We start from the raw sequence: 13,905 nt of genomic DNA, 5'->3' as shown, positions 1-13,905 counted from the left end.
GCCCATGACCGACGAACCGATCATTGCGGATGCCCCGTCCAACGGCATTCCCGAGCGCTTGATCGCCGCGACAGTCTCCCTTCTCGCGACCGAGGGACCTGCGGCCGTGAAGGCGCGCACGGTAGCCGCCCGGGCCGGTATGTCGACGATGGTCGTCTACAACTACTTCGGCGGCGTCCCCGAGCTCGTCGACGCGGTCGTGGACCATGGCTTCAACGAGATCGCGAGTGCGTTCGCACTCCTGGACGTCAGCGATGACCCGGTGTCAGACCTTTTCGCCATGGCTCTCACGACCTTGGCCTACGCCCGGGCGAACCCACATCTGTACGACGCCATGTTCGGCCTCTCCCGCCGGGCGACCTACCGTCCCGTGTCCGGCAAGGGCCCGCAGCCCGCCGGCCACTCCCCTGCGTTCCAGGCCGCGTACGCGCACGTGACCAGGGCCGCGGCCCGCCTTCGTGTCTCGGCCGGCATGGCGATCGAGGATCCGACCGCGGCCGCAGGCGCGCTGTGGAGCTACGTGCACGGCTACATCACGCTCGAGCTCGCCAGGCACTTCGCTGAGTTCGAGGACCCGGTCGGGCAGGTGCTGGTGCCCATGGCCGTCACGTTCTGCGTCGGTCTCGGGGCAGACCCCGAGACCACGCTCGCCTCGCACCGGGCCGCACTCGCCAGGGTCTCGCTCCCGAGCGCCTGAGCGCCTGAGCGCGCTCAGTTCTCGGGCCGGTTCGCCGGCGGCAGCTGAGGGAACGGAGTCTGGTCGATCCCGAGCTCACCCGAGCAGGCCAGCGGCCTCACCTGGAGGAACACCCCGACCCGATGGGTCTTCTGCTTCAGAGCGTGCTTCATCGCACTGGCATGGCCCCCGGGCTTGTAGGCGAAGTCCTGCGCGAGCCCGTACGTCTTCCACAAGCTGATCGAGGTGTGCTCGAACGGCAGCCGGGAGGAGATGTCGATGCTTCCGCGGTGTCCTGGATGATGCGCGGCTCGGCTGGCCGCATGCAGGTTGTTGCGCACGAAGGTGATGAGCTCGCCCCGCCGGAGGATGCCGTGGACGATCGCCACCATGGGCTCCTCCTTGGTCAGGGGCGGCGCGTCGCCCGCGCGAGGCTCCCAGCCATGCCAGTTGTCGACATCGGACTCGGGATCGATCCGGACTCGTACGACCTCACCGTCGAGGCTGAATCGTCCAGGGTGGTCGATCGCGCGGCGCAGCGGACCGGCGAATGCGGCTTCGGCCGCTTCACGGGACTGCCACGCCGCGACGAGCGCACAGCCACCCGGTACGGGCGCGGGTGGAACCGCGTGCGTCGCATTGTTCGAGTAGTTGACCGTCGCGCCCCGCAGCCCGTCGATGCCGTCGTCGATCAGTTGCCGGAGCGATCGCCGCCAGCGGATCCGCCCACCACGCGGGCGGGCGAAAGCGTCAACGGTCAGGAAGTCGGGATCGGCCACTTTCATACCCTTCAGTCGGCGAGGAAGGCGAGCACTTCGGGCACGAACTCCCGGTGGTAATGGAAGACGCCCCCGTGACCGGAGTCCGGGTAGACGACCAGCTTGGCGTCCGGAAGGCGGCGAGCCATGTCCGCCGAGTTCGCGGTGGACACCATCAGGTCGTTGTCGCCGTTGGCCACCAGAACCGGGACCTTGATCGTGGAGAGGTCGTCGGGCGCGTGCAGCCCTGCGGAGGTGATGGCCCGGAGCTGCGCGAGTCGCGCCTGACCTGAGATCGGCCGGTCGAGGTCGCGGGTGCGTTCGCCGAGCCGGGCGAAGTACTCCTTGGCAGCCTTCTTGCCCTCGGCGGTGCGAGGGAAGAAGAGGAAGTGTCTCGGGTCCTTCCGGAAGAGGAACGCCTTCGCGTACGCACCTCCGACGATGAAGGGCATCTTCCAGATGCCTCCGCCGCCGCGGGGGCCGGTGCCGGCGAGGATCATGCGCCGGACGAGGTCGGGCCGTCGCAGGGCAACCATCTGCGCCACTGCGCCGCCGAGAGAGAACCCGAACAGGTCGACCTGATCGAGGCCGAGCGCCTCGATGAAGGCGATCGCGTCCGAGCCCATCTGCTCGAGGTCCGAAGGCACCTTGGACCCGGTCGATCCGACGCCGCGGTTGTCGAACGCGATGACGTGGTGGTGAGCGGCGACGCCGTCGATGACTCGGGGGTCCCAGTCGTCCAGCACCGCGGTGAAGTGGTGCAGGAAGACGACAGGGACGCCGTCGGCCTCGCCGAGCTCGCGGTAGGTGTATGCGGTCCCGCCTACGTCGATGGTCTTGCTCGGGGCGGTCTGCCAGGTGTTCATGCGGGTTCCTTCGAAGGTGTCTCGGTGCTGGATGTGGCGGTGCGGCGGGCGTCGAGGCGTGCCAGGACATCGAGGATCCGGCGATCGCCCGCGTATCGGTCGTCCAGCTGTGGGCCGACGATTCCGCGGAGAGCGGAGACCGGCCGCCACAAGGCGGGCCGGATGACGCGGGTGGACCTGGACTCGAGCCCGTCCGCAAGGGCAGCTGCGGCGGTGGCGGGGGTGATCCGCTTGAGCATGGCCTTGGGAAGGGTGCCGAGCAGTTCCATGACGACCGGGTCCTCATCGACACCGCGGGCGATCATGTCGGTCTGCACCAAGGAGAAGTAGGCGGTGAGGACCGAGACACCGTGGTCGGCGAGCTCGACGCGCAGGCCACGGCCGAGCTGTTCGACCGCGGCCTTGCTCATCGCGTACGGGATCGTGCCCATGCCGTTGATGAATGCGAAGACCGAGCTGATGAGCACGACCTGCCCGCTGTTGGCGATGACCTGCTCGAGGCCGGCCGCGACGGTGTTCGCGACGCCGGTCACGTTCACCGCCAGTGTCTTCTCGATGTCCTCGACCGGGGTGTTCCGCAGGGTGGCGGCCTTGGCCAGCAGGCCGGCATTGGCGATCACGACGTCGACACGTCCGAACCGGCCGACGGTCGCGGCGACCGCAGCGTCGAGCGACTCGCGGTCGCGGACATCGGCGACACAGCCGAAGGCGTTGGTCGCATCCAGCTCTCGGGCTCGAGCCGGCGTGGTGGGATCGATGTCGGCCACAGAGACTCTGGCCCCGCGCGCCAGCAGGGTCCGCGCCGTCGCAGATCCGATCCCGCCGTTGCCGCCGGTGATGAGCACGACCCTTCCGGTCAGGTCGTAGTTCCGGCGCGTCATGCCACACCTCGACGCGGCTTGAGCGAGATACGGCCATTGCGGCGCACCATCGCGAGGGCAGTTCGCAGCGGGCCTCGATCCAGGTCGGGCTCGAGACCGCGCGCCATCCGGTGCAGCTGGTCGGTGTTCCAGCTCAGGTTCAGCATTCCGTCGACCGTCTTCAGATCAGCAAGCCGGCCGAGCAGCCTGCGCATCCCGACCGCGATCTCGTGGGTCTGCAGCGTGGCTGCGCGCCCGCGGAGGATCGCGTCGGCGGCGTCCGTGGTCGTCACCGTCGGGCGAGCGATGCCGACGGCGTCGCAGTCGCCGGCCGTGAGTGCGTCCTGCATCCCGGATCGGCTCCGGAACCCGCCGGTGACCATGAGCGGGACCTCCCCCGCCGCCTCTCGAACGGATCGGGCGTAGTCGAGGAAGTACGCCTCCCGGGCTCGAGTGGATGACGCCGCCGAGCCGGACATCGCCGGGGACTCGTAGTTGCCGCCGCTGATCTCGATCAGGTCGACGGCCTCTTCGGCGAGGGCGGCCACGACCGCGCGGGAGTCCTCCTCGGTGAAGCCACCGCGCTGGAAGTCCGCGGAGTTCAGCTTGACCGACACGGCGAAGCCCGGGCTCACCCGAACCCGCACGCGGCGGATGACCTCGAGGAGGAACCGCATGCGGCGCTCCGAGTCTCCTCCCCATTCGTCGTCGCGCAGGTTGGTGAGCGGCGAGAGGAACTGTGTCGCGAGGTAGCCGTGGGCCGCATGGATCTGGACTCCGTCGAACCCGGCGTCCTCGCACACCTTGGCAGCGGTGGCGAACCGATCGATGATGTCTTCGATCCCACTGGACGTCAGCGCTCGCGGCACCTGGGCGCCGGGGAGGGCCAACGGCACCGCGCTCGGCGCGACAGGCCTGTGTCCGATGTTCAGGAGGTTCGACTGGCGACCCGGGTGGTTCAGCTGGGCGAAGATCGCAGCTCCGCCGTCGTGGACGGCCTTGGTCCACGACCTCAGCTGCTCCAGGGCACGGTCATCCTCGATCGCGATGTTGCCCGGCTCCCCGAGGTGGGCGCGGTCGACCATGACGTTGCCCGTGACCAACAGGCCGTATCCGCCCTGCGCCCAGCGCCGGTACAGCGTGACGACGCGTTCGTCGGGTGAGTTGTCACCGTCCCCCAGGGACTCGCTCAGTGCCGCTTTGGCGATGCGATTGGGAAGTCGGACCCCACAGGGAAGGTCCAGTGGGTCAGCAAGCGAGGTCATGGGCGCTCCATCGTCATTGAAGTACGTTCATACGATTATGACCGTACTGCTATAGTGGTGGAACAAGCAAGCCCAAAGGAGATGCCCGTCACATGGCGAGATACGCCCCCGAGCACAAGGAAGCGACTCGACGTCGCATGATCGAGACAGCCGGTCGCCGGTTCAAGGCCGACGGGATCGACGGTTCGGGCATCGCCACCCTGGTGGCCGATGCCGGCCTGACCAACGGCGCCTTCTACGGGCACTTCGCCTCGAAGGGCGACCTCGTCGCGTCGGTCGTGGCGGATCAGTTGGCGGCACAGGTCGCATGGGTGAACGCGCTGCCCGCCGGGCTCGACTCGATCGGGCAACTCCTGAGCGAGTACCTCTCCCCCGCGCACCGCGACGACCGGGCAGGCGGCTGTCCCTCGGCCGCACTGCTCGACGAGATCGGCCGCTGCGACGACGTCACCAAGCAGGCGTACACCGCCGGCGCCCAGGACCTGATCGACGCCATCGCCCGGCATCTCGATCCGGGTGATCCCGAGGCAGCGCACCAGCGCGCCATCGGCCTGTTCACCCTCCTCGTCGGCGCACTCCAGGCCGCCCGAGCCGTCAGCGATGCCGAACTCTCCGACCAGATCCTCGCCACCGCCTACAGCAACGCCATGACCATCGTCGGCGCCACCCAGCGCGCCGGTTCACAGACCACCCAGGAGCAGAAATGAAGGCATTCGTCGTCACTCAGTACGGCCCGGACGGGCTCGAGGAGGCCGACGTACCGACCCCCACACCGGGTCCGGGCGACGTACTCGTCGACGTACATGCCGCCAGCATCAACCCGCTGGACAAGATGGTGCGCAACGGTGAGTTCAAGCAGCTCCTGAAGTACAAGCGGCCCTTCGTCCTCGGCCATGACCTCTCCGGCGTCGTCACGCAGGTCGGATCCGGTGTGCGTGACTTCAAGGTGGGCGACGAGGTCTACTCGCGCCCCCGTGACCTTCGGATCGGTGCGTTCGCGGAGTCGATCGCAATCGATGCCGCCGACGTGGCCCACAAGCCGTCCACGCTCTCATTCGAGGAAGCGGCGGCAGTCCCCCTGGTGGCTCTTGCCGCATGGCAGGCGCTCGTCGATCTGGCACAGGTGAAGCCCGGCCAGAAGGTGCTCGTGCACGCGGGCGCCGGCGGTCTCGGCTCCACCGTCGTCCAGGTGGCGAAGCACCTCGGCGCGTACGTCGCGACAACCGCCCACACCAACGACCTGGAGCGGGCGCGCGAGCTCGGCGCCGATGAGGTCATCGACTTCACGACAACCGACTTCGTCGACGTCATCAGCGGATACGACGTGGTGCTCGACTCCCTGGGTCCCGCCAGCCTGGAGAAGTCGCTCAAGGTCCTCAAGCCCGGCGGACTCGCCATCAGCGTCGTCGGTCCGCCGGACCCGGCCTTCGCCGCCCAGCTCGGCCAGCCGATCCTCCGGCCGGTGATGGCGCTGATGAGCCGCAAGGTCCGCCGCCAGGCTAAGCGCCTCGGTGTGCGCTACTCGTTCCTCTTCATGCGAGGAGATGGCGCGCAGCTGAAGACGCTTGCCGGGCTGTACGACAGCGGCGCCCTTCGCCCGGTCCTGGACCGCACGTTCAAGTTCGACGAGACGATCGACGCGATGGCTTATGTCGAGCAGGGCAAGGCGAGCGGAAAGATCGTGGTCACCCGGTGACCATGAGCAAGATCGACTACCACAGCCAGACCGTGATCGTCACCGGCGCCAGCTCCGGCCTCGGTGCCGAGTTCGCCCGCCAGCTGGCCCGCCGCGGCGCGAACCTCGTGCTGGTTGCCCGCCGGACGGATCGGCTCGAGAGCCTGGCCGCCGAACTGACCAGCGCCTACGGCGTGACGGTGACCCCCGTCGCCCGCGACCTCGGACAACCTGACGCCGGCCGCACCCTGCGCACCGAGCTCGAGTCCCGCGGCATCTACGCCACCGGACTGGTCAACAACGCCGGCTTCGGCACCCACGACGCCTTCACCGACGAGGACGCCGACCGCCTGCAGGACATGATCGCGCTCAACATCAGCGCTTTGGTCGACCTCAGCCGCGCCTATGTCGACCCGCTGAGCTCCGCCGACACGGGCATCCTGATCAACGTCGCAAGCCTGCTCGGCTTCCAGCCCATCCCCTACATGAGCGTCTACGCCGCCACCAAGGCCTTCGTCCTCAGCTTCACCGAGTCACTGTGGGAAGAGACCCGCGGCACCAACCTGCGCGTGCTGGCCGTCTGCCCAGGCGCCACCCGGACGGAGTTCTTCGACGTCGCCGGCAGCCAGTCCGCCGACTTCGGCACGAAGCGTGCAACGCCCGAGCAGGTCGTCGCGATCGCCCTGGACACGCTCGACCGCCGGTCCGCGCCCCCATCGGTGATCACCAACGGCCGACCGCTCGCCGTCGCCAGCAAGATCCTGCCCCGGCGCTCGATGGTCCGGCTCTTGGGCCGGCTCGCACGCCGCCAGCACACGCAGGCGTAGGCGCCCGCACCAGACCACCATCCTCACTCTCACGCGACCACGGATGTGTCGCTCTCGCTGCCGGCCGCGGATCCCAGGGCGCCGGCGCAACCAGGAAGGCGTCGTGAGCGGGATCATGGCGGCGCGGACCACCGGGTACAGCCTGCAGAGCGATACGGCATTCATGGTCGGTGCTGAGACCTATCCAGGCCTACCGATCACAGGATCACCATCCCGCTCCGTGCGGGGGATCGTCTGAGTTGATGTGCCAGCCACGTGCACCTCAACGTGCTGGCAGCGTCCGCGTCGAGCGGGAGCGGCAACTCCTCTCATTCGGGTGTGAATGCTTCGTTGCGAGCGCTGGCGAAGTTGCCGCCCACCTCGGTACCCCCGCCGAAGGTGTAGATGACATCACCGACCGTGGCGGCGCCGAGCCCGTGCCGCGGCGTGGGCAGGTTGCCCGCGGCGGTCCACTCATCGGCTTCCGGGTCGTATCGCCAGACGTCGTCGTAGACCAGCGGGTCAGGGTTGTGCTGCTCGCCACCGAACACGTAGATCGAACCGTCGTGCACGGCTGCGGCCAGTCCGCCGCGGGCTTCGGGGAGCGGGGCGAGCGTCTCCCACTCGTCGGTGGCCGGGTCGTACGCCTCGACCGTCGCGACGTTCTCCTGGACGGCGGAGCCGTCCTCGGCCAGCGAGAACTCCCTGCCACCGATCACGTAGATCCGGTCGTCGACGACGGCGGACGCTGCGCTGTTGCGCGCCGTGGGAGCCGGAGCAAGCGTGGTCCACGTGCCGGTGGCCGGGTCGAACATCTCGTTCCTGTCGCTGTCGACATGGGTCGTGAACGTGGTGGCGTCAGGTGTCTCCCGGACCCGGCCACCGATGACGTACACGTGGTCACGCACACTCTCGATCACGAACTCGGCCCGCGGCTCCGGCAGGTCGACCCCGGTGGACCAGGCATCGTCTTCCGGCGAGTAGACGAAGGTGTCGGGCTCGGCCCGCCACCGGGGAAACCCACCGCTGAACCCACCGACCGCAAACAGGGAACCGTCCGCCTCGGCAAGGCCGATGTGGTGCCTGGCCTGCGGGAGCGTCGCCAGCCGGTTCCAGGTGTCCGCAGCGGGATCGTAGGCGTCGAAGTGTGCCGACACACCGGTGTTAGGACTGAGCAGTCCCCCGGCGACGTAGATCCGGTCGTCAACGACCTCGGGGTAGAGCTCCTGCCGTTCCAGAGCCATGGGCGCGCGCTCCTGCCAAGCACCTTTCTGACTCGAGGACGCTGGAGACGACGAGGCGGGCGCGGCGGCGCACGCCGTGGTCAGCATCGTGCCGACGACGAGTACGGCAACGACCGAGCGGGTGCGGGGGGCAACAAGTTGTCTGTCCACGGTGAATCCTTCTTCTGTACGTCGGGAGTTCCCACGTTCCAGGACCTCGAAGACGGGAACCAGGGGTTGTCATCCCCTGTGACGGCGGCCCCACTGACGTGATACTTGAGGAATGAGAACCGCCGGGTACGCCGAACTGGGCGCATTCCTGCGCTCCCGCCGCGAACGAATCCAGCCCGAGGAGGTCGGGCTCGTGCCCGGTCCACGGCGCCGGGTGCCCGGTCTGCGGCGCGACGAGGTCGCCCAGCTGGCGGGCGCGTCGGTGGACTACTACAACGAGCTCGAACGCGGTGCGGGCTCCCAGCCGTCCGAGCAGATGCTCGCCGCGCTCGGCCGGGCGCTGCGGCTGACCGACGACGAGTGGCGTCACCTCTTCCATCTGGCCGAGCGGCCCGTGCCTCCCGCGGGCAGTGCGGCGTCGCACGTGCAGCCCGGGATGCTGGACTTGCTCGATCGCCTGGCCTCGACGCCCGCGAAGGTGATCACCGATCTGCACGTGACGCTGGTCCAGAACCCGCTCGCCGTCGCGCTGGTGGGCGATCACACACACTTCACCGGCAGGCACGCCAGCTTCGCCTACCGCTGGTTCGTGGACCCTGCGTCCCGCGCCATCTACCCCGAGGCCGACCACGACGCCCAGTCACAGGCATTCGTCGCCGACCTGCGTGCGGGAGCCGCCCGCCGAGGCAGCCGGGACACGGAAGCACGGTCCATGATCGCCGAGCTGCGAGAGGGCTCCGCGGAGTTCGCCTCACTGTGGGACCGCCACGACGTCGCCTTTCGCCGTCGAGACCGCAAGCGCATCAACCATCCCGAGCTCGGCCTGATCGATGTCAACTGCCTCAACCTGTTCAGCGAGGACGGTCGGCAACGACTGCTCTGGTTTACCCCCACGCCGGGCACCGACAGCGCTGAGCTGCTCGAACTGCTCGCCGTGATCGGAACACAGTCGCTCACCGAGCCGTCCTGAAGCTGCCGGCGCAAGGCCACGAGCGCGGACGGGCCTAGCCGTTCGCCTGACGGTGTGTGGTGAGGGCGGGCGCAGTGGCCGGGGTGTTGCGTGAGCGGGCGCCGAACTGCCCGGAGATGATCACGGCGCGGCGGCGGGTGAAGAAACGGCCCGCCCCGGCTGCGATGCCATTGACCCGGCCCGAGACGATGCTGGGCCGGCGGTTGCCGCGGTCCAGCGAGCGCAGGCCCGCCTCGACGACCTGCTCGGGCGTCTGGTAGCTGCCGTTGTAGGAGCCGCCCGCCAGGTCATCGAAGAACTCGGTACGGGTCAGGCCGGGGGCGAGAGACAACACGCGCAGGCCGCTCGACCGCGACTCGTACCAGAGCGCCTCGGTGAAGCTCAGGACGAAGGCCTTGCACGCCCCGTAGACGGCCATGTCGGGCCCGGGCATGTAGGCGGCCATGCTCGCGACATTGACCAGGATGCCGTGTCCTGACTGGCGGAGCGGCTCGATGAAGGCGCGCGAGATGTCCACGAGATTCGCCACGTCGACGGCAATCTCGTCCTGCAGGCGATCGGGGTCCTCCTCGTGGAACGGCCCATCGGTACCGAAGCCGGCGTTGTTGACGAGGCTCGTCACGGTGAGGCCGCGGGCAGCCACCTCAACGGCAAGGGCCTGTCCGGCTCCGCGCTTGCTGAGGTCGAGGGCGATCGGGGTGGCGTGGACACCGTGGTCGCGTTCGAGCTCGCTCGCGAGCTCCCGCAGGCGGTCGAGGCGGCGGGCGACCAGGATCACGTCGGAGCCGCGCTTCGCGAGAGCCCGTGCGAAGGCGGCTCCAATGCCCGAGCTGGCGCCGGTGACGATGGTGGTCTGAGAGGTGAAGTCGACGGAAGACATACTGCACTGTAGGCAGATTCTTGCACCGAATGCAAGGAACGTACTAAGGGTAAGGTTGGCGCATGGATCCACAGCCCAATGCCCCGACGCTGCGCGAACGCACGCGCCGGGCCGTCCATGCCGAGATCACCAGCACCGCTTTGCGCTTGTTCGTGGAGCAGGGCTATGAAGCGACGACCGTCGACCAGATCGCGGCTGCCGCCGGGATCTCGCGACGGTCGTTCTTCCACTACTTCGGAAGCAAGGAGGACGTCGTGATGGGCGACCTCGAGGCGCTCGGGGCGCGTGTGCGCGAGACCCTCGAGGCACGCCCCGCGACGGAGACGGCATGGGAAGCGCTACGCGAGACGTTCATCGGCCTGCAGGAGCAGGCCACCGACGCCGCGACCCCGCTGCAGATCGCCGACATGTACGCCGAGGCCCCGTCGCTGCGCGCACGACACCTGGAGAAGCACCTGCGCTGGCAGGAGCTGCTCGCCCCGAACATCGAGCGGCGTCTGGGCATCGAGCCCGGCGCGACGGCCGACCCGCGAGCCCGCGCGGTCATCGCCGCGGCGCTCGCCTGTCTCGACGTGGCGGTGGAGGCGTGGCGCCAGTCGGGCGGCACGAGCGATCCCGTGGACCTGTTCGACCAGGCCGTGGCCGCCCTCCGGGCCTGACCCGCAGTCCCAGGAGCTGGTCGTGTCGGCCATGTAGTCAGTCCCTGTCACGGGGCGGCCGTGGCATGGTCCTGATAGACGGTGCTGTCTCCGGAAAGCGCGGCGACCAGTCCTTGTACGGCGAGGGTGCCGTCCTCCACGGCGTGCTGCACGGCGCCGGGTACCTGGGCCTGGTAGTGACGCGCCCTCGCCTCCCCTGCGGCGAGCAGCGGCAGCACCGCCGTGACCGGCGAGTCCGGGATGCCCAGCGGGCCGGCGGCCTCGCCGTGGTACCGACCGGCCAGGGCGTTCAGTAGGTCGCGCCAGCCCGGAGCGCCCATCGGCGATTCCGGTACCGCCGCGAGGGCCTCCGCCGCCGCATCGAACAGGGCTCCGACGAGAGCGCGGCTGTTCTCGTCCGGCGGAGCGGTGGTGGAGTCCAGCAGATCGAGCAGCTCACCGGCCCGTGCGTGGTCCTCGATGTCGAGGAAGAACTCCTCGTCGAGGCCGAGCAGGTGACCGATGTACCACCAGTAGCGGTACAGGCCGGACTCCTCCTCGGGAGTGAGCTGGTAGCCGACTCCCTCCAGGAATGTGAACGGCACCACGGTGAAGTCGAGCCAGGTGCGCGCGATGTCAGCCTGGTTGATCGGCACCCCCCACCGGTCGGCGTCCCAGCCGTGCGCCATGGCCGAGGCCCGTACTCGTGCGTGCAGCAGCCGGACCTGCACGGTCTGCACGAAGCCGGGAGCACCGCGACGCAGACCACCGGGCAGGATCGCCGAGGCGTTCCACAGCCCGGTCTCGGCGAGCCGGCGCGGCGCCGTCGACGTCAGCCTGCCCGTGCCCACGAGCAGCTTCGCGATCGCCGGGGAACTGTAGGTGTGCGCCAGCGAGCCACCGGAGAAGGCCAAGCTGCGCCAGTGCGGCGGCACAGCGAGCGACGTCCGGTCCCCGTCGTCCAGCAGCTCCGAAGAGACCCAGCCGGGCACGGTCTCGGCGTGAGCGAGCAGCGCGTCCACGGCGGGCGGAACGTCCGGCACGCTTGCCCGACCCTTGGCAAGACCACGCTGGAGCGCGGTACGGGCGGACCGGCCGAGCTCGTCGAACTCGACGATCACGGCGTCGGCGAGCGGGTCCCCCACCTGCAGCATGCGCAACATGAAGTCGGCACGATCGCCGTGCGTGCTCCGGGCTGAGGTAATGCCGACAACGCGGTCAGGCACCAATGAGTCAGTGTTCGAAGAGGTCATGACGGCATTCAAGCCGCCTCCCAGACCGACAGCCACGGCCTGTCAATCCCCCCAAACACACACATCGTGTCCCCGACCCGCTCGATGCCCGCTCCAACGCTGTCGGCTCGACCCCAGCCTCGGATCGACAGAGCCTGGATAGTCCCGCTCCCAGCGGCCAGCCTTGGAGCAGCACCGACCCGGAGACCACACGAATGGTCGCGGCGCTGTCCTGCCCCTGCCCGAACGTGCGACCAGCCAGGAGACTCGATGAACCAAGACGACGACGCCGGACCGAACCGCTGGGGTGTGTCCCGGCGCAACTTCTTGGGCGGCGGCCTGGCCGCCGCCGCCGCCGTGACCCCGCTGATGGCCGGACAGGTCGAGGCAGCGGAAGCGGCCTCGGCACTCACCGTGGACGGCGTGGCCCAGGTGACGGTGAGGGCCGCCGTCAACGGCGACCCGGTCACGCTGCGGGTGGACCCGCGGGCCACCCTGCTGGACACGCTGCGCGAGCGGCTGGACCTCAAGGGCACCAAGAAGGGCTGCGACCGCGGCCAGTGCGGGGCCTGCACCGTGCATATCGACGGGCAGCGCGTGCTGTCCTGCCTCACCCTGGCCGCCACCACGACCGGCCGGAAGATCACGACGATCGAGGGCCTTGCCGACGGCGACCGGCTGCACCCGATGCAGCAGGCGTTCATCGACCACGACGGCCTCCAGTGCGGCTTCTGCACCCCCGGGCAGATCATGTCCGCGGTCGCGATGGTCGACGACGAGGGCGGAGCGGACTCGGACGACGAGATCCGCGAGCGCATGTCGGGCAACATCTGCCGGTGCAGCGCCTATCCCCGCATCGTCGACTCGATCCGGGACGCCCAGCAGGTGATGCGCTGATGCGGCCCTACACCTTCACCCAGGCCCGCTCCGTACGCGAGGCCCTGCGGGGCGCGGGACCGGACACCGCGTTCCTGGCCGGGGGCACGACCCTGGTCGACCTGATGAAGCTCGAGGTGATGACCCCCGAGCGCGTCGTGGACATCAACCGGCTGCCTCTGGACGGCATCACGCTGGACAGCAAGGGGCTGCACATCGGCGCGCTGGAGCGGATGAGCGACGTTGCCGACCACCGCACGGTGCGCGAGCACTACCCGATGGTCGCGCAGGCGCTGGAGCTGAGCGCCTCGGCCCAACTGCGCAACATGGCCAGCATCGGCGGCAACCTGTTGCAGCGCACGCGGTGCGGGTACTTCCGCGACGTGACCACCCCGTGCAACAAGCGTGAGCCGGGCAGCGGCTGCGCGGCGCTGGAGGGGATCAACCGCGGCCACGCGGTCCTGGGCACCAGCGATGCATGCATCGCGACGCACCCCAGCGATCTGGCCGTACCGCTGGTCGCTCTGGACGCGGTGGTGCACCTGGGCTCGGCCCGCGGCACCCGAACCGTGGCGCTGGACGACTTCTACACGCTGCCCGGGGCTACGCCCCACATCGAGAACACCCTGCGACCGGGCGAACTCATCACCGGGATCACGGTGCCCCGCTCCCCCTTCGCGGCACGCTCGCACTACCTCAAGATCCGCGACCGGCAGTCCTACGAGTTCGCGCTCGCCTCCGCCGCCGTCGCCCTCGAGCTGCGCGGGCGCACCATCACCCAGGCCCGGATCGCCGTCGGCGGCGTCGGGACGCGGCCGTGGCGGTTGCCAGCGGTCGAACGCGCGCTGACCGGGCGGCCCGCGACCTCCGCCACGTTCGAGGCCGCCGTCACCCGCGCGGCGGACGGCGCCGAGCCGCGCCAGTACAACGCGTTCAAGCCCGCCCTGCTTCGCCGCACCCTGGTGCGGGCGCTGACCGAACTGGTGGAGGGCCGATGAGCGACCGGTCA

15 protein-coding genes are annotated in these 13,905 nt (G+C 69.3%); 8 read left to right on the top strand and 7 right to left on the bottom strand.

Going from position 1 to position 13,905, the window contains the following annotated elements:
* Positions 1-4 precede the first annotated feature (4 nt).
* On the top strand, positions 5-697 hold the full coding sequence (locus ACIO3S_RS07995; RefSeq protein ID WP_400461412.1) for a TetR/AcrR family transcriptional regulator: 693 nt from the start codon (positions 5-7) through the stop codon (positions 695-697).
* Positions 698-711: 14 nt separating this feature from the next.
* Here the strand turns inward: ACIO3S_RS07995 and ACIO3S_RS07990 are convergent, their stop codons facing one another.
* Genes ACIO3S_RS07990 through ACIO3S_RS07975 form a run of 4 tightly spaced genes read right to left on the bottom strand, consistent with a single transcriptional unit; the run spans position 712 to position 4,425 of the window.
* On the bottom strand, positions 712-1,455 hold the full coding sequence (locus tag ACIO3S_RS07990) for a hypothetical protein (RefSeq protein WP_400461409.1): 744 nt from the start codon (positions 1,453-1,455) through the stop codon (positions 712-714).
* An 11-nt stretch (positions 1,456-1,466) separates the two neighbouring features.
* Positions 1,467-2,300, bottom strand: coding sequence for an alpha/beta fold hydrolase (locus ACIO3S_RS07985; protein WP_400461406.1), 834 nt, complete (start codon positions 2,298-2,300; stop codon positions 1,467-1,469).
* Complete coding sequence (locus ACIO3S_RS07980; RefSeq protein WP_400461403.1) at positions 2,297-3,181, bottom strand: SDR family NAD(P)-dependent oxidoreductase; 885 nt, start codon at positions 3,179-3,181, stop codon at positions 2,297-2,299. The genes ACIO3S_RS07985 and ACIO3S_RS07980 overlap by 4 nt, the downstream gene beginning before the upstream one ends.
* On the bottom strand, positions 3,178-4,425 hold the full coding sequence (locus ACIO3S_RS07975; protein ID WP_400461400.1) for an NADH:flavin oxidoreductase/NADH oxidase family protein: 1,248 nt from the start codon (positions 4,423-4,425) through the stop codon (positions 3,178-3,180). Before ACIO3S_RS07975 ends, ACIO3S_RS07980 begins: the two co-directional genes overlap by 4 nt.
* Before the next feature lie 137 nt (positions 4,426-4,562).
* Here ACIO3S_RS07975 and ACIO3S_RS07970 point away from each other — a divergent pair, with 137 nt between their 5' ends.
* From ACIO3S_RS07970 to ACIO3S_RS07960, 3 genes are read left to right on the top strand one after another with little or no spacing between them, the layout of a single operon-like run.
* The gene (locus ACIO3S_RS07970; protein ID WP_400461397.1) at positions 4,563-5,132 is read left to right on the top strand and encodes a TetR/AcrR family transcriptional regulator; all 570 of its coding nucleotides are present in this window, start codon (positions 4,563-4,565) and stop codon (positions 5,130-5,132) included.
* Positions 5,129-6,121 (top strand): NADP-dependent oxidoreductase, encoded by a 993-nt coding sequence (locus ACIO3S_RS07965; protein ID WP_400461394.1) that lies wholly within the window; start codon positions 5,129-5,131, stop codon positions 6,119-6,121. The genes ACIO3S_RS07970 and ACIO3S_RS07965 overlap by 4 nt, the downstream gene beginning before the upstream one ends.
* Positions 6,122-6,123: 2 nt before the next feature.
* On the top strand, positions 6,124-6,927 hold the full coding sequence (locus ACIO3S_RS07960) for an SDR family NAD(P)-dependent oxidoreductase (RefSeq protein WP_400461391.1): 804 nt from the start codon (positions 6,124-6,126) through the stop codon (positions 6,925-6,927).
* A 308-nt stretch (positions 6,928-7,235) separates the two neighbouring features.
* On the opposite strand, the gene ACIO3S_RS07955 is transcribed toward ACIO3S_RS07960, so the two are convergent.
* Complete coding sequence (locus ACIO3S_RS07955; protein WP_400461388.1) at positions 7,236-8,150, bottom strand: Kelch repeat-containing protein; 915 nt, start codon at positions 8,148-8,150, stop codon at positions 7,236-7,238.
* A 262-nt stretch (positions 8,151-8,412) separates the two neighbouring features.
* Between ACIO3S_RS07955 and ACIO3S_RS07950 the strand changes: the two genes are divergently transcribed.
* Positions 8,413-9,270: a helix-turn-helix transcriptional regulator gene (locus ACIO3S_RS07950; protein WP_400461385.1), complete on the top strand. Its 858-nt coding sequence runs from the start codon at positions 8,413-8,415 to the stop codon at positions 9,268-9,270.
* A 34-nt stretch (positions 9,271-9,304) separates the two neighbouring features.
* On the opposite strand, the gene ACIO3S_RS07945 is transcribed toward ACIO3S_RS07950, so the two are convergent.
* A complete protein-coding gene (locus ACIO3S_RS07945; RefSeq protein ID WP_400461382.1) occupies positions 9,305-10,150 on the bottom strand; it encodes an SDR family NAD(P)-dependent oxidoreductase in 846 nt (281 codons plus the stop codon).
* 62 nt (positions 10,151-10,212) lie between these two features.
* On the opposite strand from ACIO3S_RS07945, the gene ACIO3S_RS07940 reads away from it, so the two are divergent.
* The gene (locus ACIO3S_RS07940; RefSeq protein WP_160024183.1) at positions 10,213-10,809 is read left to right on the top strand and encodes a TetR/AcrR family transcriptional regulator; all 597 of its coding nucleotides are present in this window, start codon (positions 10,213-10,215) and stop codon (positions 10,807-10,809) included.
* Between the two features lie 47 nt (positions 10,810-10,856).
* Here ACIO3S_RS07940 and ACIO3S_RS07935 read toward each other — a convergent pair whose 3' ends face one another.
* Positions 10,857-11,942, bottom strand: coding sequence for an oxygenase MpaB family protein (locus ACIO3S_RS07935; protein ID WP_400461378.1), 1,086 nt, complete (start codon positions 11,940-11,942; stop codon positions 10,857-10,859).
* A gap of 348 nt (positions 11,943-12,290) precedes the next feature.
* Here ACIO3S_RS07935 and ACIO3S_RS07930 point away from each other — a divergent pair, with 348 nt between their 5' ends.
* Entirely contained in the window at positions 12,291-12,917 is a 627-nt protein-coding gene (locus ACIO3S_RS07930) for a (2Fe-2S)-binding protein (RefSeq protein ID WP_400461375.1), read from the top strand.
* Positions 12,917-13,894: an FAD binding domain-containing protein gene (locus ACIO3S_RS07925; protein ID WP_400461372.1), complete on the top strand. Its 978-nt coding sequence runs from the start codon at positions 12,917-12,919 to the stop codon at positions 13,892-13,894. Before ACIO3S_RS07930 ends, ACIO3S_RS07925 begins: the two co-directional genes overlap by 1 nt.
* Positions 13,895-13,905 lie beyond the last annotated feature (11 nt).

Source organism: Nocardioides sp. NPDC087217, assembly GCF_044744805.1.
In the GTDB taxonomy this organism is placed as follows: Bacteria; Actinomycetota; Actinomycetes; order Propionibacteriales; family Nocardioidaceae; genus Nocardioides.
The sequence above is the reverse complement of the archived record's forward strand: the minus strand, read 5'-3'. Positions and strand labels throughout refer to the sequence as shown.